A 22,760-nucleotide genomic window follows, 5' to 3' on the forward strand; every position below is an offset into this window, starting at 1 on the left:
GAAAATAGAAAATAACTAAAGGTTAAAAGCTAACTCCTTGTTATTTTGGAATATTCAGATAATCTCGATTCACTCGAGCAGAAGCTATATAAGAAGCCACATATCCCAACACTGCGATTGATACAAAGACAATCAAAACATTCATCAAATCAAATTCGACAGGATACGCCAAACCTTCTCTGATAAGAATAAGAGAAAACTGCTCTTGCAACAAGACCAGTAAAGCGCCAAATAATATCCCAACTATACTACCAATTATAGTAATAATCAAACCTTGATACAAGAAAATACTCTTGAGATTTCTCTGTTCTACTCCAAGGTTAAACAACGTGCGAATATTCGGCTGTTTTTCTAAAATAATCATAATCAAGGCTCCTATCAAAGTAAACAAAGCCATAATAACAACTAAGACAAAAATAAGATAAACTACAAAGTTCTCTGTATTCAACATACGATAAAGACCGTCGTTTAATTGGATCTTATTTTTAACTACAACACTGTCTCCAAAAACTTGATTCACCAAAGCTAAACCTTGTTTCTCAGAAACACCTGCTGCTAATTTCAATTCTATATTGGTTATTTCCCCATGGGGAATACTCAAAACTTTTCGGACTTCATCAATCTCGGCAAAAATATATTTATCGTCGAGCTCCTCATTAGCTACATAGTAAACTCCAACAGGGTAAAAACCCTTTTTGACAAACCCCTCCTCAGGGCTTTCAATAACACCTTCTCCCGGTTTAATAGCTACCGCTTCGAAAGGATGTTCATTGTCGAACAATCCCAAAGTAAGCATACGAGCAATTCCTAATCCAACAACACATTCATTGGTGTCGTATTCAAACCAATTGCCATACTCTACTTTTTCGTCATAATCACTCACATAACTATAATCAGAGTCAACTCCCTTCACATAAGCAACAACCTGTTTTTCTTTAAAGGTAAACAGCAATCGATCTTCAATCACTCTACTTACCCCTTGAAACAATCCTGACTCCCAAAGCGTTTGAATTTGAGCATCTTCAGCCAAGAAACTCTTTCCTTTGGTTGAAAACACTTTTAGGTCCGGATCTAAGTCATTGACAAATGAAAGCGAAAAAGTACGCAACCCACTAAACACAGACAATACGACAAACATAGCGATAGCGCTCACTATTATACCTGCAGAAGCAATAGCAGTTATAACATTGATCGCTTTATTCTTACTTTTACTAAAAGCGTATCGCTTGGCTATGTAGTAGGAGAAATTCAATTACTTTTTCTTTCTTTTTACTAATAATTCTGGATTGCCGATTGGATTCTCATCGCCTTTTAGCGCTTTGTCGATTTGATCGATATACTCTAAACTATCGTCTATGTAAAAGTTCAAATCTGGCACTTTGCGCAATTGATGTCTTACTCGTTGAGCTAATTCATGCTTAATCAAAGGAGAGTTCGATTGAATTGCCTTTAACAACTCAGGTCCCTTCTCGGCAGGAAATATACTCAAATATACTTTAGCTATAGATAAATCACTTGTAATATTCACTTTAGAAACTGAGATTATCAAATTTGTAATCCCGTTCTTGCGCACTTCTCCTTGCAAAATATCTACGATATCATTTTGCAAAAGTGCTCCCATTTTTTTCTGTCTATTCGTTTCCATAGTGCAAAAATACAATTTTTTAAATAGCAATCTTTGTTATATTTGTATATCAACCAAATTAAAAGAATGAAAAAAATTGAACACATTGGAATTGCAGTCAAAGATCTGCAAGACTCCAATATACTTTTCTCGAAATTACTGAATACCATGCCTTACAAACAAGAGACTGTAGAAAGTGAAGGAGTGACTACTTCTTTTTTTCAAACAGGCCCAAATAAAATAGAGCTACTTGAAGCTACAAACCCAGACAGCCCTATAGCGAAATTCATTGAGAAAAAAGGAGAGGGAATACATCACATCGCTTTCGAAGTAGATAATATTGAAGAAGAAATTATTCGTCTAAAAGCCGAGGGGTTCACGGTTTTAAACGAAACTCCCAAAAAAGGTGCTGACAATAAGCTAGTTGCTTTTCTTCATCCTAAATCAAGCAATGGCGTCCTAATTGAACTCTGCCAAGAAATTAGATAATTTTAATCTTTTCACTTGCATAAACCAATAAAACGCAGTAATATTGCACCCGTTAAACATGTTTTGACACTGGTCTAATAGCTCAGTTGGTTAGAGCACCTGACTCATAATCAGGTGGTCCCTGGTTCGAGCCCAGGTTAGACCACAATTACAATCTTAGGTCACACGACCGGTCCTATAACTCAGCTGGTTAGAGTAGCTGACTCATAATCAGCAAGTCCCTGGTTCGAGCCCAGGTGGGACCACAAAAAAAAGCATCTATTCTCCAATAGGTGCTTTTTTTATATCAACTAATTGTTTTACTTAACCATAAAACAATGCGAAGTAGCAGTTAAGTATCCCTAATCTAATAATCACGTAAATTTTCTCCTTCGTAACTTTCTTCTTTATCTATAAGCTCACCCTTTCCATTATAGTACAATTTGATGTTATACATATTATTCAGCGTACGCGGATAGTACTTATCCCCATTGCTCTCTTGCCTAATAACAGTTTCTGAAGTATAGAATAACTTTCTATCTGTGTCAACCTTATAAATAAAAGTTCGCTTATCTTTATTGAAAACAACTGTCTTTACACAGCCAACAGAAATAGAGACATCTTGGGACTGACCTTCTCTGCGAATTATCTCATAGAGTACTCCATCTCTATTGGGATCAAGGACAAGCCAGGTAGCAGTCCCTTGTATCAACATCAAACACTCCTTGTGCTCATCAAATAGAAAATTTAACTTCTTCCCAGAGAGAACCATAAAAATAGAGCGAAACCTCCAAGCATTCATCCGCATCCCAATTTTATAAAACAATATGGCTTTCCAACACTAATAACAATAGTGCTTTCGTTGGACTTTCTTGCGCTTTTCTTGGGGTATCCTTCGAGTTTTACCCCCAAAAAGGCCTGTTTCAGCAAGGAAACCCCTAGAAAACCCGAAGAAACCCCAAAGGAACTCCAAAGAAACCACCGCTAACATCGCATAGATATTTCTCTAAATAAAAAATCTTTAAACTAAATCATATACCGATTTACGATAGAAACAGGTTTTCTATCCGGACGTAAACACCCTTAATCACGTCAGCTCCAAAGCAAAAATGAAGTTTGCCCTCCTACTATTATAGACAAGTACTATTGAAATATTGTGCAAAGTATACCGCTGGGATGAAACTAAGGCAAAAATAACTATGCCCCATAGAGCTAAGATCTTCCACTCCAGATCTATTCTAAACCTTTGACATAGATCCAAAACAATTGTACTGGCTTTCAAATCTCATAATCGAGAACTAAATCAGCATGAGGAAATTAAAACAGGAAAAGCTACGCTAAAGAGAAATCGACTTTACTCATACTTGTCTCGACCGTTAATCATACGGGACACGATACCGCGCTCATATGTGAACTCCGCAATAAGAATACCCAAAAAGTGTAAGACTAAAAAGCCGACAAAATAGTAAATAGAAGCTTTGTGAAGGCTCTTAATTAACGTAACGTACTTGGTAATACCAAACTCCAACATCAATCCCGTTACCAAAGAACCAAATATACAGAGATAGAAAACGATATAAACAAAGCGTTGAAAGCGAACCTTTGGAGTGATATTATTGCTAAATGGATTCTGAAATTGAATAATAGTAAAAACACCTGCCAATATACGTACAACAAAAAGCCCTAAAAGAGTATATCCAAAATAGATATGCCATATCCACATCGGCTCGCGTATCTCTCTGGCCAGATTAACCACTTCTCCTTTGCTCATCTCAATGTGGTTACTCGCAGCATAACTTGTTATGATCTCACTCATGTTTGCTTTATTCAACCAAGTCATACGCAATACAATAGTCAACAATAGCAAGAGCATTGTGATAGCAATCAACCAGTGAATTAATCTGTAAAAACTACTGTATACTTTCTTTCCCATTACAACGGCGATTTAATAAATTAATTTTCTATATAAAGTTAAAAAATATAGTATTAATTTAGCAATTAACAAAATTACAAATATATAATGTATAATCACTATGTTTTTTAACTATTGTGCGGCACAATAAAATAGCTTCTTAATCGTTATTGTTGATACAGGAGTAAAACACCTTACTAGGGAGGACAGCCATTTGCATTTGCCCCCTTAGAAAAAGAATCAAAAGCAAATTGACTTACCATTATTTATTATAAATTTGTAGTATTAAAATAAAAAGGTAAAAGAAATTTTTTAAAAAAATTGGAATGAAAAAAATCTTAGTATTATTTCTAATAGTTTCTACAATAACAACAACTTCTTTTGCTCAAAGCAAATCGAAAAAGCAAGAAGAGGAGTCTGCTAAAAAAGTGGAATATGTAGATATCAAATTAATTCTTGAAAATCAAGAAACATTAAAGCTGACACCTCAACAGGCTACTGCTTTCAAAATCAAAAACGAATATATTAAAAGAGATCTACAAAAATTGAACTCCAAAAAATCGATGTCTGATATTGAAAGAAATATGCATGAAAGAGAATTAAAAGCTTCATATCTAACTTTTATAAACAGAAACCTGAATCAAGAGCAAATTGACCAATGGGCTATTTTGAAAAAAGATTTAACTGTTGTTGAGGAAGAAAAAGACTTGAAAACTGTTCTAAAAAAATTAGATCAAGACTACAAACTTGAAACAAAAGAAATCTACAGAGTGTACAAACACGATCGCAAATTATATTACGCTCAAAGAAATATAGCTAAAAAAGCGTATGAAACTAAAAAGCGTAACTTAATAGAATACTACGAAAACAAAGAAAAAGGTATTGATGAGGATCAAGAAGAAATCTTAACATTAGAGGAGATTGCTAACTTGTATAAAGAATACGATGATTACTACGGAAAACAAGAAGGTCGTAGTGCATTGGATTATTTAGACATCAAAGAGGAATATCAAGAAGAAGAAGAATATGACGAATACGGAAACTTGATTAAACCGGAGCAAAGTACAACTACAGAAGAAGAATATGATGAATACGGTAATCTTATCAATTAAGATACCAGTTTAAGATATCAATCGCAAGGAAAAAAGGAGGCTAATTAGCCTCCTTTTTTTGGTTATATTCAATACTGTTAAAGTACTATTTAGCTAAAAATGTCCGTTTAATACAAAAAAGCAAGTATATTAATCATGTACATTATTGTTTTTTTACCGAACTTTGCCAAAAAAGAATAACTATGTCTTATATTAATAAAGTTTTAAGCGGTAAATGTCCAAACTGCGGTAAAGAGAAATTATTTCACGACAAGGGAAATCCAATTACATTTCGCATGCCTAAAATGACTAAAGAATGCGGTTCTTGTGGATATAACTTCCACAGAGAAACAGGTTTTTACTTTGGAGCGATGTATGTAAGTTATGCATTAACTGTTGCAGAAATGGTTACAGTAATGGTTCTTCGTTTACTTTTAAATGAGTTATTTGGCACTAACATATCTATGCTTCAAGCATTTATAGCAATCGTCGTTGTAGTCTTTGTTTTATGGACTTTCAACTACCGAGTGGCAAGGATTATGTGGCTAAATATGTTTTATAAAAAAGATGAAGAATAGTGTAGGTTTATTCGAAAACATTTATTTATATTTGCACCACGAAACACAGAAACGGGTGTAGTTCAAGGGTAGAATAGCGGTCTCCAAAACCGTTGATGGGGGTTCGAATCCCTCCACCCGTGCATCAAATAAAAAACTCCTTAATTTGCATTAAGGAGTTTTTTTTATTCATATCGTTTCTGAAATTCTTTTGGAGTACAATCCGCTCTCTTTTTAAATACTTTTGAGAAATAAGAATAATCCTCATAACCTAAATCAAGTGCAATTTCATTAAAGCTCTTTCCTGTATACATCAGCATACGCTTGGCTTCCAAAATAACGCGATCTAAGATAATATCGGTTGTAGTTTGATTAACCAGAGTCTTGCAAATGCGATTAAGGTGCTTTTGAGTCATATTTAGCTTATTTGCATACACCGCTGCTGACTTTTCTATCATAAAAAACTTCTCTAACAACCCCTCGAAAGCCTGAAAGTGATTGTAATAAGACGAACTATACTGCACCTTAAAAGATTGATCAGTCAATAACATTCTATTGGTCTCGATGTAAAAAAGAGAAACAATATTCAATAAGACCTGGTTTTTCTTCCACAGATCACCTTCTACTTCTTGAACCATCTTCTTAAACAGATGCTCTATCTCCTCCCTCTCCTGCCCAGAAATATAAAACCCATTAGGAGAAAATACAGAGCGGAACACAGGATACTCGCGTATCGACTCCCGAACGTAATACAAGTCAAAAAACTCTTGGGTGTGAAAGAATATATACCCATCGATATCCTCTGACAACACCCAGCTATGTGTCTGCCCAGGCGCTACCATGAACACACTTCCTGGTACCACATCATAAGTATTAAAGTCAATTTCGTGCTTACCTGAACCTTTAGTAAAAATCATACACACGTAAAAATTGTGTTTGTGGGGCTTCTCTACATGGGCGTGATTTGTCTTTAAGTGATTGGGAATTGTATTGGCATAAAAGTCGTTCCTAACTTGATCATGAGTCAAATCCCCCATCTGTAACACAGTGATATTAGTCATTTGAAGTGGTATTAAATTAAAAAGTGGTCACTACTGTATCATATTCAAATTCACTGCGACTTAAACTTTGTCACAGCTACGATCAAATACAATACGAGCTAAAGTGAATCCCCCTACAGTTATACTTCGACTGTAACGCAATTCAGCACACAAATTAACCTATAATCTTAACTTATGGAATAACTTTAATCATATTTTAGCATATACCTCCCAAAAACCAGCAGGTTAATTCAGATCTTACAAACCCCATTCTACAACAGAGTTATCGTTAGTTCTAAAAAGAAGAAAAAGCAATTATGCCCTAAACATCCTTCGCGATTAAAGCTGAACAACTAATTTCTTGTAATCACACCTCTTGTGAAACGTACTCAGTCATTGAGAATCGCTCAACACAAACAAGGATCAAATCTACAAATACTCCAATCGAACAACATACACAAGCAGGGTACTCACAATCCCAAATAAACACATAGCAGAGTACAAATCATGCCAAACTTAAAGAAATCAATTTCACAACACCTTTCTGTTTTTATCAAACTTTACTATCTTTAACCCTAAATCAAATCTCGATGAAAAAGACATATAAATTAGCTGCTCTATTAACAATTGTAATCACATTTGTTTCTTGTACAAATAGTCAACAACAAAATGCTAACAACTTAGCGACATTAGACAAAAAATCATCTCGTGAAGTATCGCTAAAATCAACTGTTGTAGGCGATAGTATCTATCACATTACTTCGCAGAAGGTATGGGCTAATGGTCAGTTAATCATTGAGAAAACAGATACAATCAAAACAGTAAAAGAAGTACCTGGTTGGAATGGAGAAGCTCCAACTACATTAGAGAAAGCACCAATATACGTAACAGTTGAATAAATGATGAAAAGAAAAAGTAGTAAAGCAGTCAGCTTAGTTTTAATCACAGCAGCTTTAGCTTCTTGTTCTAAAGTAGAAGAACAAAAAGGAGATGTTCAACGTGTTTATATGCGTGCTGATAGTTCAGCTCCTTATACTGAGGTAACTGAACAATATGAAAATCAACGTAGCCATGGAGGTGGAATGGGGAGCGCCTTACTTTGGTATATGGCATTTCGTCCAATGATGGGAGGCGGTGGCCTTGGTTATACAAGTCCAGGCTTACACCAACAATCCAATGTTGGAACAAATACTGCAAAAGCAAATGCTGTAAAAAAGACACAAACGACAAGAGGAGGCTTTGGAAATACATCTAAAGTTAAATCCAGTGGTGCAACATCTTAATGAACTTAAATGAAAATTAAATATTTAACGACTGACCGTGATTGGCAAAAGAGATTAGAGGATAATGGCTTTGGCTTTCACACAGACGATAACAACATTCCTTATTGGATTGAAGAATATTATTACAGTATATCTGAAGATTTTGCCAATCAAATATTTGAGGCTACCGCAGACTTGTGGACCATGTGCCTTGAAGCAGTAGAATATGTAATCAGCCATAAGTTATACGATCATTTTCAAATTCCACTTTTCATGCAAGAGCACATTGAGAAAAGTTGGGAAAATGATGTTCCGAGCTTATATGGCCGTTTTGACTTTGCCTACGACAAGGAGACAAATCGATTAAAAGTATTGGAGTTTAATGCAGATACACCTACTTCCCTTTTCGAAACAGGTGTTATCCAATGGCAGTGGATGCAACACTACTTTGGAAATAGAGTAGATCAATTTAATTCTGTACACGACCAATTAATACAAACGTGGAAAGACCTTAAACCATACTTAAAAGGAAACACCCTCCACTTTAGTTGTATAAAAGAACACTTAGAAGATCTTACAAATGTAGAGTATCTAAGAGATTGTGCCATACAAGCAGGTATTAATACCAAGCTGATATTCGTAGAAGACATCGGATGGGATGGAGAAACTTTTACAGACTTAGAGGATGAAGTAATTACTGATATTTTCAAACTTTATCCTTGGGAGTGGTTAATCTATGAGCAATTTGCCTTACATATTCCAAATGATATGGCTGAAGCAAACTGGATTGAGCCTTCGTGGAAAATGCTGTTGTCGAATAAGGCTATAATGCCTATTCTATGGAAGCTATATCCGAATCACCCCCTTTTATTGGAGGCTTACTTTGACGAGCCAAATGGTATGTTAGATTATGTAAAAAAACCGCTATTGTCAAGAGAAGGTGCAAATGTTACCCTCTATCAAAATGGAAAGATTACAGAGGCTACACCAGGTGAATATGGTGAGGAAGGATACATCTGCCAAGCATTAGCAAAACTACATCGAGAAAATACAGGATACTCTATCATCGGAAGCTGGATCATCGGACAAGAACCATGTGGCATCACCTTTAGAGAGAGTAATCGACTAATTACAACAGACAAAAGTAGGTTTATCCCTCATATCATAGAATAATTTATTAAAGCTGATAACAACGATATCAGCTTTTTTTATCAACCCAAATGTTTCTTGACGAAACACATACTTACTAATCCATAAACCATGACATCAGAATTTATTTACGACAAGACTTATGAGAATGTAGTCTTTAATCCTCACGATATTTCCTTCAAAGAGTTTGAAAACTGTCAATTTATCAATTGCGATTTTACGCAATGTTCTTTCCTTGCTACTATATTTATGGATTGCAACTTTAGACATTGCAATTTTAAAGATGCGCAAATAGGTCATATTGGCTTCAGAACTTGTCATTTTTTCAATACCAATTTTACAAGGGTAAACTTTTCCATGATGGATCAAACGATCTTTGACTTTACCTTTACAGATTGCAATTTAGAGTTCACGCAATTCTATGGTCTTAAACTAAAGAATCAGATGTTTACCAACTGTAGTATGATTAGTGTTGATTTTTCAGATGCTGATTTGACTATGGCTATGTTTGACAATTGCAATTTATATCGCGCTGTCTTCCACAAAGCAAACGCTGAACGCGCAGATTTCTACACAAGTTACAATTACGATATTGACCCACAGTTTACCAAAATCAAAAAAGCAATTTTCTCTAAAGATGGTTTGGCAGGTTTATTGATAAAATACCAATTAGTACTAAAATAATAGAATATCTCTATTATTTCTATTACTTTAGTTATCAGTAAATACCAATAAGTTCATGAGAGTAATAAAAAAATCATATAAGTATCTCCTAATTGTCGCCATTTTATTCGTTTTATACGCAGTAGGACAGAACTATGTGAACCATTTTATTCACACTGAACTTCCAAAGATAATCACCGAAAAGAACAATACTCCCTATAACCTAAAGTACGGCAAAGTAGAATACTCACTTGCACTTCGAAAACTTACGATTAAAGACATTGAGCTAACACCTCATCAAATTTTAAAAGACAAGCAAGCAACGCGTATTGAAGGAAATATATCCTCTATTTTCATACAGGGAGTAGAAATCTGGACGCTGCTGAAACAGCACAATTTAATAGCTAATCGCATCGAACTTGATCGGCCTTATATCACCGTATGGAAAAGCGAAAGTGACAGTATACAAGAGAATCAATCTACTAAACTAACTGCAGGTATAGATATTTCTAAAATCAAAGTAAACCATGCTGATGTAGTTATCAAAAGTCTTAAAGGTGGACATATCATCAATCAAATCTACAATTTTTCGAGTAAAGTAGAAGGTGTACATTTTGGACAAGAAACGAAAGACAAACCTATCCCCTTTACCTATACCTCTTATAGCATGAGTAGTGACTCTGTATACAATCGACTAAATGACAGACACAGTTTAACTATCGGTAAAGTAAATATCACTACAACGGACATTCAAGCAGATAGTATCCGCATTAAGCCCTTGCAAAAGAGTCACGAACATATTGACGCGATTAACGAAAACATCCTCTTGTTAAAAATACCAACGCTACACTTATCCAAAGTCGATTGGGGATATAAGAACATGGATGAGTTCTATGTCACTATAGACGAAATCAACACTAAATCAGCAAAGTTTGGGCTACTTAATAAAAAGCAAAAAACGGACAAAAAAGAGCAAACAGAATTAGAAACAGCCCTACCCAAGCTCGTCCCTTTTGATCTAAGTATAAACAAAATTGCAATAGAGGACTTTGCATTTAACTCTTTGGATGCTTGGAAATCTGAACACACGAATATAAAAATTAAGAGCATTGTCAACAAAGTAAACGATACATTGCATATCGGTTCAATAGCAGTCGATAATGCTGAAGTAACACATATACCACAACGTAAATTAATCACTCCAAAAGCAAAGGGAAAAAAGATCTTAGATATAGTCAAAATAGATTCTCTGACCGTTAGCAATACAAACTTTGTAATAAAAGAAAACAACAACAAACAAAATAAACTATCTGTAGATAGTGTTAGTGCGGTTATTAAAGACATCTATATCACTCCGCTAACAGCTGTTAACAAATTGCCATTTGCCTATGGAGAAACGCAGTTCAAAACACGTAAAGTAAATTTTGACTCTGGTAAGTATTACCAAATAGAAATGGATAATATAGCCATTTCCAATCATACGATGTCCTTTAATAACTTTGTGATGAACCCTAAAATGTCTCGCAAGCAAATGGTCAAAACATTCAAGTACGCCGATGATATTTTCAGGTTAAAAGCGAAAGAAATTTCTTTGACAGACTACGAATGGGGATTTGACGAGAAAGGAGTTGTTTTTTTTAATACAAAACTCTTGCAGTTAGACCAACTAAATGCAAACATCTATAGAGATAAAATACCTCCTCATAACATGAGTAATAAGTCGATGTTTAGCAAAAAGCTACGCGACATCAACTTTGGGTTAAGAATAGATGAAGTACGCATAAGAAAATCGCATTTGGTATATGAAGAAAGCGATGCTAAAGCAGTAGCACCGGGTAAAATTACACTTGGTAATTTCACTGCAAATATTAAGAACTTAGCCAGTGGATACAACAAGAAAAAACTACCACTAACAACTATATCCGTAGATGCCAACTTTATGAATGCAGCACCTCTACATGTAGATTGGTCATTTAATATTCTGAATAGAGCTGATAAATTTAATATTAAGGGAACTGTAAAAAATTTCCCTGCTACTGCGATGCAGCCCTTCCTACAACCTTATGTCAAAGCCTCCACAGATGGAAAACTTGAACTTGTGCAGTTTAATTTCTCAGGAGATGCCAAAGTCGCTACAGGTACATTCGGTATGAAATACCAAAACTTAAGAGTAACTATTTACCGTAAAGATGGCAAAGCAAAGAAAAAAGTACTCTCTGCATTAGGTAACCTAATCATTCGCGATAACTCTAAAGGAGAGCTAAAAACGGTAAATATCAAAAAGGTTCAAAAAGTTGAAGAAAAGTCTTTCTTTAACTACCTTTGGTTATGTATTCTACAAGGTTTAAAGCAAACCATATTATAACCACTAAAAAAGACTATTATGAAAACAGCCTTCATTACTGGTGCTACTTCTGGCATAGGAAAAGCAACAGCTATTGCATTAGCTAACAATTACAGACTAATATTGTGCGGAAGAAGATCAGATAAATTAGAGGAATTGAAAAGAGAACTTTCTTCTCAAACAGAAGTTCAAACACTGACTTTCGACGTTAGCGATAAGCGACAAGTAAATGAGGCAATCCAATCTTTGCCAAAAGAATGGCAAAAGATCGATGTTTTAATCAATAATGCAGGGAATGCACATGGCCTATCGACTTTCCAAGATGCTGAACTCGATGACCTGGAAGCGATGATTGACATTAATGTCAAAGGTCTTATTTACGTAACGAAAGCAATTCTCCCTTTAATGCTATTGGGACAAAGTGGACACATCATCAACCTATCCTCTATTGCTGGTAAAGAAACCTATCAAAATGGGACTGTGTATTGTGCTTCTAAATCAGCTGTAGAATCTATTTCGAAAGGTCTGCGTTTAGACTTAGTCAATACCGGCATTAAAGTTACGAATGTTGCCCCTGGAGCTGTTGAAACAGAGTTTTCTCTCATTCGATTTAAAGGAGATAAAGATAGAGCCTCAAAAGTTTACGAAGGATATACTCCCCTTTTGGCAGAAGACATTGCCCATGCAATCGCCTACGCAGTTAATGCGCCAGAGCACGTTCAAATAGCAGATATGACTATATTTCCAAAAGCACAAGCTGGACCAACTGTATTTAATAAAAAGTAAAAAAAATACTGGGAAATCACATAACTTTACAGCAATAAAACTCACTGTAATTCAATTTTTATAGAATGAAAAAAATAATAGCCATAGGACTTTTTATAGGGCTATATTGCAATGTTAGTTGGGCTGAAACAATTCATGCACAATTAGATATTAAATCGGAAATAACAGTAAAAGTAGATACTGTTTTTATTGATTTAAAGAATGATCCTGATTTTAAATTCAAAAATAACTTACGTTGGTTTCAAGATTCCGACTTAGCTCTTTTTGGCATAAAGAAAAAGACTGGAGAACTATTTATGGAGCCGATGTTCTCACAAATTGAATCATTTGTAGATAATCTATCTATTGTCACCTTTGATGACCTTCAAGGTGCTATAAATAATAAAGGAGAAATAATTATTCCCTTTCAATATGAAGAATTACAAACAAGCAGTGAAGGGATGATTGCTTTCTATGAAAATGGCTTATGGGGCTTTTTCAACACATTAGGTGAAGTGGTTATAGAGCCATCTTTTGAATACGTCGGAAGTTTTTCTGATGGTCTGGTCTTGGCATCCAAAGACAATTTGTTTGGATACATCAACAAAAAAGGCAAAATCGCCATTCCATTTCAATACGATTACGCAAGTAATTTTGAAGATGGACAAGCACAGGTAGAAGTGAGATTTCAATCGTTTATTATCAATAAAAAAGGAGTAAAAATAGCGGATTGATGGGTATAAAAAAACGGGAACTTACTATTCCCGTTTTTTTATAGCCCTGGTCTATTAAAGCCCATTAAACTTGACTCCTACTGAAAACCATCTACCTGGCATAGGGACAGCTCCTGCTTCAATATAAGTGGTATCAAATATATTTTGTGCATCTAAGTAAAAGCTGTAATTCTTTACATTGTAATTTAGTCGAATATCATTAATCCAATAGCTCTTATAACTAATGCGTTCACTGTAGCGATTTACCAATGTCGCACTAAAGTTTTTATAACTGTAATTAACTGAAGCTACAAATTGGTTGCGCAAACTCTCAATAGCGTACTTAGATAACTTTTCACTATCCTTGTTCTCAACTTTTGGATCTAAATAGGTGTAGGACATCCCTATATTCCATTTAGAAACTCCTTTACCGATAAGATAGTTTGCTCTAGTATTAAATCCTTTTGTCTTATTCTTCATTGCATTATATGGCTGATAAGGATTTGAAACATCTACTCTCACCCAGTCAATAAAGTCGTTGATATCTCGGTAGAAAGCAAATGCTTCAACACTCAACCTATTCTTTTGAAACTTACCTCCTAACTCAATCTGATAAGCTTTTTCTGGTTCTAAATCAGGATTTCCAATATTACCCGGTCTTTGATCTAAATACAAATCCGTAAAGCTCGGTATTCTACTTGCTGTACCTGCATTAAACAAAGCTTTCCAATTCTCGTTGATAGTATAACTTGCATCTACACCTGGAAAGAATTCCCAACCATACTTCGTATTGTAATTGACATAAGCTCCTACATTGATGTCTAAACGATCAAAAAACTCTCGTTGTAATTCCGCATACATTCCATAATTTGTCTTACTGTGATCGCCAATATTCGTAGAGTTTATCTCTTCATATCTCATCTCTCCTCCAAATGAAATCTTAGCGAAATCAGCAAGATATTCCCCTCGTAGATTAGATGTTATTGCATGCGAGTAATGTCTACTTCTCGCTACATCTAAATTATGTCTAAAATACTGATAATCATCAAAATTATAGCGATAAGCCACACTTGGCATAAGTGTAAAACGATCACTCAAATAATGTCTTGAACTAATATTAAACATTGTCGTTGATACAATTTCTTTTGACTCTTTATCACCTGGGGCAGCATAAAAACCATTAGCTCCAAAAGAGCTTCTCGCATATCCTCCTAACACCATTATACTGTTATTCTCGTTAGGTACAAAGTTACCTTGATAAAAGGCTTTGTTATTGTGATAAGCAGTATTGTAGCGATAGCCATTTCCCGAATCATGACTACCAAACAACATATGGTTGCTCTTCTCTTTCAGCAAAGTACCGCCTACTTGAACTCCTCTCCCATTAAAAACCTCACCGTGATCATCCTCTTTGTCCTTCTTAAAGTTTGTACCGCCATATACATGAGCAAATAAACCATCTTTCTTTGGGTTCTTAGTTACGATATTAACTACTCCTGTCAAGCTATTGATACCATACAAGCGAGCAGATGGTCCACGCACAATCTCGATGCGTTCAATCGCCTCTAAAGGTATAGGTATATTTAAGCTATTGTGTCCTGTTTGTGGATCAGAAATTTTTTGTCCATTTAACAACAATACATTTTGTTCGAAACTACCTCCGTCTATGCTCAAATCCGCTTGAGTACCAAATGGACCACGTTGACGAATATCAACCCCAGCACTATAACTTAATAGCTCATTGACAGAAGAAACAGGAAGTTGTTTAATTTCCTCTTGACCTATAATGGTAATATTCCTATTCTTTAAGGTACTTGGCAGCTGAAGGCGCTGATTATAAATAACTATTTCCTCAATCTTTGTAGAATCGTCTATTCTATCTTCTCTTTCTTGTACTTGTGCATTTGCAGCCAAATAACTAAATACAATCACCGAAGTAATTAGAAATCTTTTCATTTTGTATTTATTTCAATCGTTAGTTTATCCTGTTGATCTTCACAATGAATCACAGTGCAAACTTACAGGGAGAACAGCTAAAGCGAATAGTCCGGTTTTTAATTTTAGCATAGTCCACTTTGTATCCCTAAAATTCTAATAATGTAAACAAACGGATAACCCTCATGGCGAAAATTGCTAAACTGCACAATTTCAGACTATAATAAAATAAATCATTTAAAATTAAAAATTATTACTAATTTTAGTATTATTTTCTTAAAATGAAAAACTTATACTATCTAATACCCTTGCTGATTTTCTATACTGCGTGCAAGAAACCAGTGGCTCAGCAAATGCAAATTGTCTACAACGACAGCATTAAAGTTCAACCTTTAGACTATAAGGCTGCTATTGTTATGGACAGTATTATCCTATCTAAACAGAGCGAAAATGTGCAGTCGTTTTATGCACTAAATGACAATAAATCAGCTTGGTTTGACAAAGACAACAGAGCTCAGTTAATTCAGATTATAAATGATAATTACAAAGAAGGTATCATTCAGAATAAGAACTTGCAAATTGATAGCTTGAAATACTATCATGCGAATTACGCTGACTTAGATGATCAAGCAAAAACAAGAGCGGATATTCTTTTCAGTAAGAGCTTTGTTTTGAATGCCAATAATTTCTTCAATGGCGTACTGAACCCAAAGCGCCTATCTAAAGATTGGGATTTAGATCGAAAAGAGTTAAATGCTGAGGCCACTATGCTACTCGCTCTTGACAATAGAGCTATTGTTACAACCTTTGATAGTCTGCGCCCTGTACATAAAGAATATACTTATCTGAAACAAAAGTTGGAAGATTTGTATCATTTACAAAAAGATACTTTGCACCCTATCACCCAAAACGTGAATGTCAATGATACAGTACAGGGAATAGAAACAATCAAGAAACACTTGTCATTTCTGTCTTTATATGCAGACTCTTTGAAAATAGACAACGTATACGATCAAGGTTTAGAAACTACTGTAAAGCAGCTTCAAACAGCTAAGAAATTGCCAGTTTCGAACAAGCTTGATGTAAATCTTATTAAGGCCATTGACAATGAAGAAAATAGAATAAAAGAAAAGCTAATCGTAAACCTTGAAAGATGGCGTTGGTTTCCAAGAACTTTTGGTGATCATTATATCTTGGTAAATATAGCTGGGTTTAATTTGGTTACTGTTTCTAATAAGGACACAATAAAAGAACATAAAGTAATTGTGGGAACTACAGCGCGTAAAACACCAATTCTTACCTCCACATTGACTAATATCTCAATGAACCCAACTTGGACAGTGCCACCAACTATTTTAAAAAATGATATGGCACCCAAAGCAGCCACAGACTCAACTTATTTTGGCAAAAGAAACTTTACAATCTACGATAAATCAACAGGAAAAGCAGTAGATCCAAAAGAGTGGAATGCGGACAAATACGGTTCATATCGATATGTGCAAAAAGGAGGTCCAGGAAATACATTGGGCCGCATCAAGTTTATGTTCAATAACAATCATGCCGTATATTTACACGATACGCCAAATCACGCTTATTTTAACCGAGAAAATAGAAATATGAGTTCAGGTTGCGTTCGAGTACAAGACCCATTTGATTTGGCCGAATTTATATTTCAAGTACAAGAGAATGATATATCAAAAGAAAAAGTAGACGAAATCATAAAATCGCACAAAACGACTAACTTTAAAGTATCGGAAATACCAGTTCATGTACATCAATTGTATTGGACAATACAAGTGGATAAGAAAGGAAATATTAAAGAGTACAGAGATGTATACAACTTTGACTCTGATTTATATAAAAAATTACAATAGCCCAATAAAAAAGCAGTTCACGATGAACTGCTTTTTATATATAAACGTTTTACACTAAAAAACTAAACTATTCTTGACTTTACTTGATAGTCTTTATTAGGATGGTAAATAAAAAGACATGATTTACCTTTAATTAACTCTATCAAAGTATCATTCACTTCTACTGGAACTGCAGGGCAACCATAACTTCTACCCAATTTTCCTTGCGCTCTTACAAGGTCTTCAGAAGCATAGTCTGCTCCGTGAACAACAATTGCTCTTGCTCTTGCATTGTCATTAATCCCTCTTTCTACTCCATCCAATCGCAATGAAAACCCATTGCGACCTGTATATGTTTCACCTGTTTTGTAGAACCCTAAACTACTCATATGTGAATTTATTCGGTTAGAAAAAGCAGTAGCATATTCATCACCCGTCTTTTTGCCATGTGCAACGTACGACTGTAGAACAACCTCATTCGAATCCATATCAATAACCCATAAGCGCTGTTGTGAGGAAGATAAACTAAAATCGACGATTGTCAACTTAGTGTTTAATATTTCACCATTCTCAACCATCTTATAATAGCCGCGCAAAGCCGTACTAAAAACCTTTAAAGAAGGAGCTTCATATGAATTTAAAGTAAGGGAGTTATACGTTGAAGTTGCCAAACTTTCAAAACTATCCTCACTTTTGATCTCTTCTAATTCTCTTGTATTCGCAACATCAACTTCATTCACTAAGTTAATTGTCTCTACATTTGTCCAATTTCTCTCATAATTTGTACGACCAGCTCCAACAATAGAAAACGTCAATACAAATAAAGCAATAAACTTTGTTCTCATTAATTCATTATTCTTTTTTAGGGTTAAAATTTTTATAGAAACGTAAATTTATAAAATATCTTTTAAACTTTCCTACAATTTTATAAATGTGTTACTAAATAACTACTACTAAAACGCAACACTTCCAACTATATTTCAACAACTTAGAAAATATCGGGCCATTTTTGGTTAATAAAAATAGAATTAAGCAATATCAGTTACAGATTCGAAAAAAATAAAAGTCTAACAGAATTAAGGAGGAAACAATCTACTAATTTGATAACTATACGTAACTTTGTATAACACAATGAAGTTATAATTAAATTTTAAGGCTATGAATAAAAAAGTAATCTTAATGATTTTGGATGGATGGGGACAAACACAAGATCCAAAAGTATCTGCTATAGAATTTGCTAAAACACCTTTTATAGATTCATTATACACAAAATATCCTAATACATTCGTTCTTACTGATGGACTAAATGTGGGACTACCAAAAGGGCAAATGGGGAACTCTGAAGTAGGACACATGAACTTAGGAGCTGGGCGAATTGTTTACCAAGACCTTGTAAAAATCAACATGGCAGTAGAAAACAATGAAATTGCCAAAGAACCAGAATTAGTTAAAGCATTTGAATATGCTAAGAAAAATAATAAGAAAGTTCACTTTTTAGGACTGCTTTCTGATGGTGGAGTACACTCGCATGAACAACATCTTTACGGTCTAGTAAATGCCGCTTCAGATGCTGGAGTAAAAGATGTATTTGTACACGCTTTTACAGATGGACGTGACGTAGATCCAAAATCAGGTGTAAAACACGTAACAAACTTAGAGAAGAACCTTGAGGGAACCTCTGGTAAACTTGCTTCAATCATAGGCCGTTATTATGCAATGGATAGAGATAAACGATGGGAAAGAGTTGCCTTAGCTTATCACCTTATCGTAAACGGTCAGGGAGAACATTCAACAAATGCTATTGAAAGCATAAAAGCAAGTTATGCAAATGACATTACAGATGAGTTTATAAAACCAATTGTAATGGTAGATCAAAACGATAAACCGATTGGCAATGTGGAAGCAGACGACGTAGTTATCTTCTTTAACTTCCGTACAGATAGAGGTCGTGAGTTATCTCAAGTATTATCTCAAGTAGATCATCCTGAGCACGACATGAAAAAACTGCCATTGTACTTTGTTACTTTAACTAATTATGATGATACCTTTAAAAATGTAAAAGTGGTTTACGACAAAGAAAACCTTCACAATACATTAGGAGAAATCCTTGAAAAACACGGTAAAAAGCAGATTCGTATCGCTGAAACAGAGAAATACCCACACGTAACATTCTTCTTCTCTGGTGGTAGAGAGTTGCCTTTTGAGGGAGAGCAACGTATCCTATGTCCTTCTCCTAAAGTTGCAACATATGACCTCAAACCAGAAATGAGTGCTTTTGATTTAAAAGATGCACTTGTACCAGAACTTAAAAAAGGAGAGGTTGACTTTGTTTGTTTGAACTTTGCCAATGGAGATATGGTTGGACATACTGGCGTAATGTCTGCTGCTATTAAAGCTTGTGAGGCTGTTGATAAATGTGTTGAAGAGGTTGTTACAACAGCAGTTGACAATGATTACACTGTGATTATATTAGCAGACCACGGAAATTGTGAGGTTATGATTAACCCAGATGGAACTCCTAATACAGCACACACAACTAATCCTGTTCCTATTATCATAGTTGATAAAGACATTAAAGAAGTAAAAGACGGTGTTCTTGGTGACTTAGCCCCTACTATTTTAAAATTAATGGGCGTACCTCAACCAAAAGAAATGACAAGACATTCTTTGGTATAAAAGATTACAACATACGAAAAAGACCATGCAATAACTTGCATGGTCTTTTTACTTATATACATCAAAAAATTGACTAATTTACTTACCCTGTAACATTCTCTTTTTCATTTTACTAAAGAACTCAGGTGTGATTCCCAAATAAGAAGCAATTTGCTTTTGAGGAAGACAGAATTTAATAGTAGGAAAACGCTCACAGAAACGCTCGTATCGAACTTCAGCAGATAAAGACATATTATCCATTAAGCGCTGTTGATTAGCTACTAAAGAACGCTCTATCAATATGCGAAAATAACGTTCCATTTTGGGAACACGATCAAAAAGCGATAATTGGTGATCTCTTGTCAAGGTCATTACGATAGCATCTTCTACGACTTCAATATAGGACTGGCCAGGCTCTTGAGATAAGAAGCTATACATATCTGCCATCCACCAACCTGTTGTTGCAAAACTCATCGTATGCTCAACTGTTTGATCATCCATACAGTAATTTCGCAAAATCCCCGAAATCACAAATGATGAATTAATGCAAACTTCTCCAGCATTTAGCAGTTTTGTTTTGGCGGGATATCTTGTTATGGTAAAAGATTCTAAAACTATTTGCTCTTCCTCCTTTGTTAGTTTAACATGATTGGCAATGCTCTTTAATAATAAATCCACAACTTATAAATTTTACTTCTCTAAAAATAAAAAATAAATACTATATACATATAAGAAAAGCCCCACTTTAGTGAGGCTTTAACATAAAGATTATATCTCTTTGTTATTTTAGAGCTTCTTTAATTCGTCTAAAAGCTTCTTTCAATTGATCTTCACTTGTTGCATAAGACATACGTATACAGTTTGGATTACCAAAAGCTTCACCTGTTACAGTGGCAACGTTTGCCTTTTCTAATAAGTACATAGAAAGGTCGTCGGCATTATTTATCTTAACGCCATGCAATGTTTTCCCAAAAAACGAAGAAACATCTGGGAACACATAAAAAGCTCCCTCAGGTACGTTAATTTTAACTCCTGGTATTTCGTTTAATAGTCCAACTACTAAATCTCTTCTTTTCTTAAAAGCACTTACCATATCCTTCAGAACACTTGGATCAGCCTCCACAGCAGTTATAGTAGCACGTTGAGCAATACTATTAGCTCCAGAAGTAACTTGACCTTGCATTTTAGTACATGCTTTAGCAATAAATTCAGGTGCTCCAATATATCCTATGCGGTATCCAGTCATTGCAAATGCCTTTGCAATACCATTCACTGTAATTGTACGCTCAATTAAGTTACCAATAGTACCAATACTACAGTGTGATCCAGTAAAGTTAATGTGCTCGTAAATCTCATCAGATAAGATAAAAATATTCGGATACTTATCTAAAACTTTAGCAAGTGCTTCGAACTCCTCTTTACTATACACAGAACCACTTGGATTACAAGGAGAACAAAACCAGATCATCTTTGTCTTAGGTGTAATAGCTTGTTCTAATTGATCAGGTGTGATCTTAAAATCGCTCTCGATTGATGTTGGAACTTCCACTGGAATACCTCCAGCCATTTTCACTATCTCTGCATAACTTACCCAATACGGTGCAGGAATAACGACTTCCTCTCCTGGGTTGATCATCACATGAGCTACATTATATAATGATTGCTTAGCTCCAGTTGACACAACAATTTGATTCGGAGCATACGTTAAGTTATTATCTCTTTTAAACTTTTTGCTGATAGCTTCTCTTAACTCAAGATATCCATCTACCGGGGGATATTTACTGTAGTTGTCTTTAATTGCTTGTATTGCTGCTTCTTTAATAAATTCAGGAGCATTAAAATCAGGTTCACCAAGGCTTAAACTAATCACGTCTATCCCTTGTGCTTTTAACTCACGAGCTTTAGCTGCCATAGCCAAAGTCTGAGATGTTGTTAGATTATTAATTCTATCAGATAAAAATTTACTATTCATATCTCTACTATTGTTTTTCGATATTCAATATACCAAAGGTAATTATAATAACTCATAAATAGTTTAACTCAGCTAATTTTACCAATAAAAAGCCTATTTTTGCCAAAAATATAGTCATGGAAGAAATTTTAAAATATTTCCCTAATCTTACTCCCGAGCAAATCGAACAGTTTGAAAAGTTAGAAGAAGTCTATACGGACTGGAATGCTAAAATCAATGTCATCTCAAGAAAAGATATACACGAATTGTATACCAAACATATCTTACATTCTTTAGGAATTGCCAAAGTAATGGAGTTTAAACCAGGGGCTTCTATTTTAGATGTAGGTACTGGTGGAGGATTTCCTGGAATACCTTTAGCTATCTTATATCCAGAAACTAATTTTTACTTAATCGACATCATTGCTAAGAAAATACGCGTTGTCAATGAAGTGGTAAAAGCACTTGGTCTTCAAAATGTAAAAGCTGAACAGAAAAGAGCTGAAAATATTGACGAAAAGTTTGACTTCATTGTCAGTAGAGCTGTTACAAATATGCCTGATTTTGTAAGTTGGATAAGACACAAAACCAAAAAAGAAAACATACACGAATTTGATAATGGTATCTTATACCTAAAAGGAGGGGACTTAACAGAGGAACTCCAAAACTTCCCTAAAGCAGTGCAATTTGACTTAAAGAATATTTTTGACAACGAATTCTTTGATACAAAAAAAGTAGTTTATCTACCTCTTAAATATAAAGGATAATAAAAAACCGA

At 34.7% G+C, this 22,760-nt stretch carries 22 protein-coding genes and 3 tRNA genes; 16 read left to right on the forward strand and 9 right to left on the reverse strand.

Features of this window, described 5'->3' with window-relative positions:
• Positions 1 to 40: 40 nt before the first annotated feature.
• Both GJV76_RS01940 and rbfA read right to left on the reverse strand, forming a co-directional pair.
• The gene (locus tag GJV76_RS01940) at positions 41 to 1,252 is read right to left on the reverse strand and encodes an ABC transporter permease (protein WP_155090966.1); all 1,212 of its coding nucleotides are present in this window, start codon (positions 1,250 to 1,252) and stop codon (positions 41 to 43) included.
• Positions 1,253 to 1,645: a 30S ribosome-binding factor RbfA gene (gene rbfA, locus GJV76_RS01945; RefSeq protein WP_155090967.1), complete on the reverse strand. Its 393-nt coding sequence runs from the start codon at positions 1,643 to 1,645 to the stop codon at positions 1,253 to 1,255. It abuts the gene before it with no gap.
• Positions 1,646 to 1,711: 66 nt separating this feature from the next.
• Between rbfA and mce the strand changes: the two genes are divergently transcribed.
• From mce to GJV76_RS01960, 3 genes are all read left to right on the forward strand, one after another.
• Positions 1,712 to 2,113, forward strand: coding sequence for a methylmalonyl-CoA epimerase (gene mce, locus GJV76_RS01950; RefSeq protein ID WP_155090968.1), 402 nt, complete (start codon positions 1,712 to 1,714; stop codon positions 2,111 to 2,113).
• 71 nt (positions 2,114 to 2,184) lie between these two features.
• A tRNA-Ile gene (locus tag GJV76_RS01955) sits at positions 2,185 to 2,258 on the forward strand.
• A 26-nt stretch (positions 2,259 to 2,284) separates the two neighbouring features.
• Positions 2,285 to 2,358: transfer RNA gene (locus tag GJV76_RS01960), tRNA-Ile, on the forward strand.
• A 101-nt stretch (positions 2,359 to 2,459) separates the two neighbouring features.
• Here the strand turns inward: GJV76_RS01960 and GJV76_RS01965 are convergent.
• Together GJV76_RS01965 and GJV76_RS01970 are read right to left on the reverse strand one after the other, a co-directional pair.
• A complete protein-coding gene (locus GJV76_RS01965) occupies positions 2,460 to 2,894 on the reverse strand; it encodes a hypothetical protein (RefSeq protein ID WP_230381478.1) in 435 nt (144 codons plus the stop codon).
• Between the two features lie 552 nt (positions 2,895 to 3,446).
• Positions 3,447 to 4,025 carry a cytochrome b/b6 domain-containing protein gene (locus GJV76_RS01970; protein WP_155090969.1) on the reverse strand — a complete coding sequence of 193 codons (579 nt, stop codon included), beginning with the start codon at positions 4,023 to 4,025 and terminating at the stop codon, positions 3,447 to 3,449.
• Positions 4,026 to 4,330: 305 nt separating this feature from the next.
• Here GJV76_RS01970 and GJV76_RS01975 point away from each other — a divergent pair, with 305 nt between their 5' ends.
• From GJV76_RS01975 to GJV76_RS01985, 3 genes are all read left to right on the forward strand, one after another.
• Complete coding sequence (locus tag GJV76_RS01975; RefSeq protein ID WP_155090970.1) at positions 4,331 to 5,116, forward strand: hypothetical protein; 786 nt, start codon at positions 4,331 to 4,333, stop codon at positions 5,114 to 5,116.
• A gap of 182 nt (positions 5,117 to 5,298) precedes the next feature.
• Complete coding sequence (locus GJV76_RS01980) at positions 5,299 to 5,673, forward strand: DUF983 domain-containing protein (protein WP_155090971.1); 375 nt, start codon at positions 5,299 to 5,301, stop codon at positions 5,671 to 5,673.
• 51 nt (positions 5,674 to 5,724) lie between these two features.
• A tRNA-Trp gene (locus tag GJV76_RS01985) sits at positions 5,725 to 5,795 on the forward strand.
• A 42-nt stretch (positions 5,796 to 5,837) separates the two neighbouring features.
• On the opposite strand, the gene GJV76_RS01990 is transcribed toward GJV76_RS01985, so the two are convergent.
• A complete protein-coding gene (locus GJV76_RS01990) occupies positions 5,838 to 6,713 on the reverse strand; it encodes an AraC family transcriptional regulator (protein ID WP_155090972.1) in 876 nt (291 codons plus the stop codon).
• Positions 6,714 to 7,282: 569 nt separating this feature from the next.
• Here GJV76_RS01990 and GJV76_RS01995 point away from each other — a divergent pair.
• From GJV76_RS01995 to GJV76_RS02025, 7 genes are all read left to right on the forward strand, one after another.
• Positions 7,283 to 7,591, forward strand: coding sequence for a hypothetical protein (locus GJV76_RS01995; RefSeq protein ID WP_155090973.1), 309 nt, complete (start codon positions 7,283 to 7,285; stop codon positions 7,589 to 7,591).
• A gap of 3 nt (positions 7,592 to 7,594) precedes the next feature.
• Entirely contained in the window at positions 7,595 to 7,975 is a 381-nt protein-coding gene (locus GJV76_RS02000) for a hypothetical protein (protein WP_155091027.1), read from the forward strand.
• 9 nt (positions 7,976 to 7,984) lie between these two features.
• Entirely contained in the window at positions 7,985 to 9,127 is a 1,143-nt protein-coding gene (locus tag GJV76_RS02005; RefSeq protein ID WP_155090974.1) for a glutathionylspermidine synthase family protein, read from the forward strand.
• A gap of 87 nt (positions 9,128 to 9,214) precedes the next feature.
• Positions 9,215 to 9,787: a pentapeptide repeat-containing protein gene (locus tag GJV76_RS02010; RefSeq protein WP_155090975.1), complete on the forward strand. Its 573-nt coding sequence runs from the start codon at positions 9,215 to 9,217 to the stop codon at positions 9,785 to 9,787.
• 55 nt (positions 9,788 to 9,842) lie between these two features.
• A complete protein-coding gene (locus tag GJV76_RS02015) occupies positions 9,843 to 12,131 on the forward strand; it encodes a DUF748 domain-containing protein (RefSeq protein ID WP_155090976.1) in 2,289 nt (762 codons plus the stop codon).
• A gap of 18 nt (positions 12,132 to 12,149) precedes the next feature.
• Entirely contained in the window at positions 12,150 to 12,896 is a 747-nt protein-coding gene (locus GJV76_RS02020; protein ID WP_155090977.1) for an SDR family NAD(P)-dependent oxidoreductase, read from the forward strand.
• Positions 12,897 to 12,961: 65 nt separating this feature from the next.
• Complete coding sequence (locus GJV76_RS02025; protein ID WP_155090978.1) at positions 12,962 to 13,609, forward strand: WG repeat-containing protein; 648 nt, start codon at positions 12,962 to 12,964, stop codon at positions 13,607 to 13,609.
• Between the two features lie 54 nt (positions 13,610 to 13,663).
• Here GJV76_RS02025 and GJV76_RS02030 read toward each other — a convergent pair whose 3' ends face one another.
• Positions 13,664 to 15,544, reverse strand: coding sequence for a TonB-dependent receptor plug domain-containing protein (locus GJV76_RS02030; RefSeq protein ID WP_155090979.1), 1,881 nt, complete (start codon positions 15,542 to 15,544; stop codon positions 13,664 to 13,666).
• 260 nt (positions 15,545 to 15,804) lie between these two features.
• Here GJV76_RS02030 and GJV76_RS02035 point away from each other — a divergent pair, with 260 nt between their 5' ends.
• The gene (locus tag GJV76_RS02035) at positions 15,805 to 17,397 is read left to right on the forward strand and encodes a L,D-transpeptidase family protein (protein ID WP_155090980.1); all 1,593 of its coding nucleotides are present in this window, start codon (positions 15,805 to 15,807) and stop codon (positions 17,395 to 17,397) included.
• Between the two features lie 62 nt (positions 17,398 to 17,459).
• Here GJV76_RS02035 and GJV76_RS02040 read toward each other — a convergent pair whose 3' ends face one another.
• Positions 17,460 to 18,221: a murein L,D-transpeptidase catalytic domain family protein gene (locus tag GJV76_RS02040; protein ID WP_155090981.1), complete on the reverse strand. Its 762-nt coding sequence runs from the start codon at positions 18,219 to 18,221 to the stop codon at positions 17,460 to 17,462.
• A 313-nt stretch (positions 18,222 to 18,534) separates the two neighbouring features.
• On the opposite strand from GJV76_RS02040, the gene gpmI reads away from it, so the two are divergent.
• Positions 18,535 to 20,052: a 2,3-bisphosphoglycerate-independent phosphoglycerate mutase gene (gene gpmI, locus GJV76_RS02045; RefSeq protein WP_155090982.1), complete on the forward strand. Its 1,518-nt coding sequence runs from the start codon at positions 18,535 to 18,537 to the stop codon at positions 20,050 to 20,052.
• Positions 20,053 to 20,130: 78 nt separating this feature from the next.
• On the opposite strand, the gene GJV76_RS02050 is transcribed toward gpmI, so the two are convergent.
• Both GJV76_RS02050 and GJV76_RS02055 read right to left on the reverse strand, forming a co-directional pair.
• Positions 20,131 to 20,709, reverse strand: a complete 579-nt coding sequence (locus GJV76_RS02050) for a Crp/Fnr family transcriptional regulator (RefSeq protein WP_160339284.1) — start codon at positions 20,707 to 20,709, stop codon at positions 20,131 to 20,133.
• A gap of 103 nt (positions 20,710 to 20,812) precedes the next feature.
• Entirely contained in the window at positions 20,813 to 22,003 is a 1,191-nt protein-coding gene (locus tag GJV76_RS02055) for a pyridoxal phosphate-dependent aminotransferase (protein ID WP_155090983.1), read from the reverse strand.
• A 116-nt stretch (positions 22,004 to 22,119) separates the two neighbouring features.
• On the opposite strand from GJV76_RS02055, the gene rsmG reads away from it, so the two are divergent.
• Positions 22,120 to 22,749, forward strand: coding sequence for a 16S rRNA (guanine(527)-N(7))-methyltransferase RsmG (rsmG, locus tag GJV76_RS02060; protein ID WP_155090984.1), 630 nt, complete (start codon positions 22,120 to 22,122; stop codon positions 22,747 to 22,749).
• Positions 22,750 to 22,760: the final 11 nt, after the last annotated feature.

It is taken from the genome of Myroides albus, assembly GCF_009711045.1.
Taxonomy (GTDB): Bacteria; Bacteroidota; Bacteroidia; order Flavobacteriales; family Flavobacteriaceae; genus Flavobacterium; species Flavobacterium album_A.

Bases quoted from the DNA above. Each gene is read 5' to 3' on its own strand.
- GJV76_RS02035 (WP_155090980.1), top strand. From the start codon at position 15,805: ATGAAAAACTTATACTATCTAATACCCTTGCTGATTTTCTATACTGCG.
- GJV76_RS02005 (WP_155090974.1), top strand. From the start codon at position 7,985: ATGAAAATTAAATATTTAACGACTGACCGTGATTGGCAAAAGAGATTA.
- GJV76_RS01970 (WP_155090969.1), bottom strand. From the start codon at position 4,025: ATGGGAAAGAAAGTATACAGTAGTTTTTACAGATTAATTCACTGGTTG.
- gpmI (WP_155090982.1), top strand. From the start codon at position 18,535: ATGAATAAAAAAGTAATCTTAATGATTTTGGATGGATGGGGACAAACA.
- GJV76_RS01980 (WP_155090971.1), top strand. From the start codon at position 5,299: ATGTCTTATATTAATAAAGTTTTAAGCGGTAAATGTCCAAACTGCGGT.
- GJV76_RS02040 (WP_155090981.1), bottom strand. From the start codon at position 18,221: ATGAGAACAAAGTTTATTGCTTTATTTGTATTGACGTTTTCTATTGTT.
- GJV76_RS02055 (WP_155090983.1), bottom strand. From the start codon at position 22,003: ATGAATAGTAAATTTTTATCTGATAGAATTAATAATCTAACAACATCT.
- GJV76_RS02025 (WP_155090978.1), top strand. From the start codon at position 12,962: ATGAAAAAAATAATAGCCATAGGACTTTTTATAGGGCTATATTGCAAT.
- mce (WP_155090968.1), top strand. From the start codon at position 1,712: ATGAAAAAAATTGAACACATTGGAATTGCAGTCAAAGATCTGCAAGAC.
- GJV76_RS02020 (WP_155090977.1), top strand. From the start codon at position 12,150: ATGAAAACAGCCTTCATTACTGGTGCTACTTCTGGCATAGGAAAAGCA.
- GJV76_RS01995 (WP_155090973.1), top strand. From the start codon at position 7,283: ATGAAAAAGACATATAAATTAGCTGCTCTATTAACAATTGTAATCACA.
- GJV76_RS01965 (WP_230381478.1), bottom strand. From the start codon at position 2,894: ATGAATGCTTGGAGGTTTCGCTCTATTTTTATGGTTCTCTCTGGGAAG.
- GJV76_RS01975 (WP_155090970.1), top strand. From the start codon at position 4,331: ATGAAAAAAATCTTAGTATTATTTCTAATAGTTTCTACAATAACAACA.
- rbfA (WP_155090967.1), bottom strand. From the start codon at position 1,645: ATGGAAACGAATAGACAGAAAAAAATGGGAGCACTTTTGCAAAATGAT.
- GJV76_RS02010 (WP_155090975.1), top strand. From the start codon at position 9,215: ATGACATCAGAATTTATTTACGACAAGACTTATGAGAATGTAGTCTTT.
- GJV76_RS02030 (WP_155090979.1), bottom strand. From the start codon at position 15,544: ATGAAAAGATTTCTAATTACTTCGGTGATTGTATTTAGTTATTTGGCT.
- GJV76_RS01990 (WP_155090972.1), bottom strand. From the start codon at position 6,713: ATGACTAATATCACTGTGTTACAGATGGGGGATTTGACTCATGATCAA.
- GJV76_RS02000 (WP_155091027.1), top strand. From the start codon at position 7,595: ATGAAAAGAAAAAGTAGTAAAGCAGTCAGCTTAGTTTTAATCACAGCA.
- rsmG (WP_155090984.1), top strand. From the start codon at position 22,120: ATGGAAGAAATTTTAAAATATTTCCCTAATCTTACTCCCGAGCAAATC.
- GJV76_RS02015 (WP_155090976.1), top strand. From the start codon at position 9,843: ATGAGAGTAATAAAAAAATCATATAAGTATCTCCTAATTGTCGCCATT.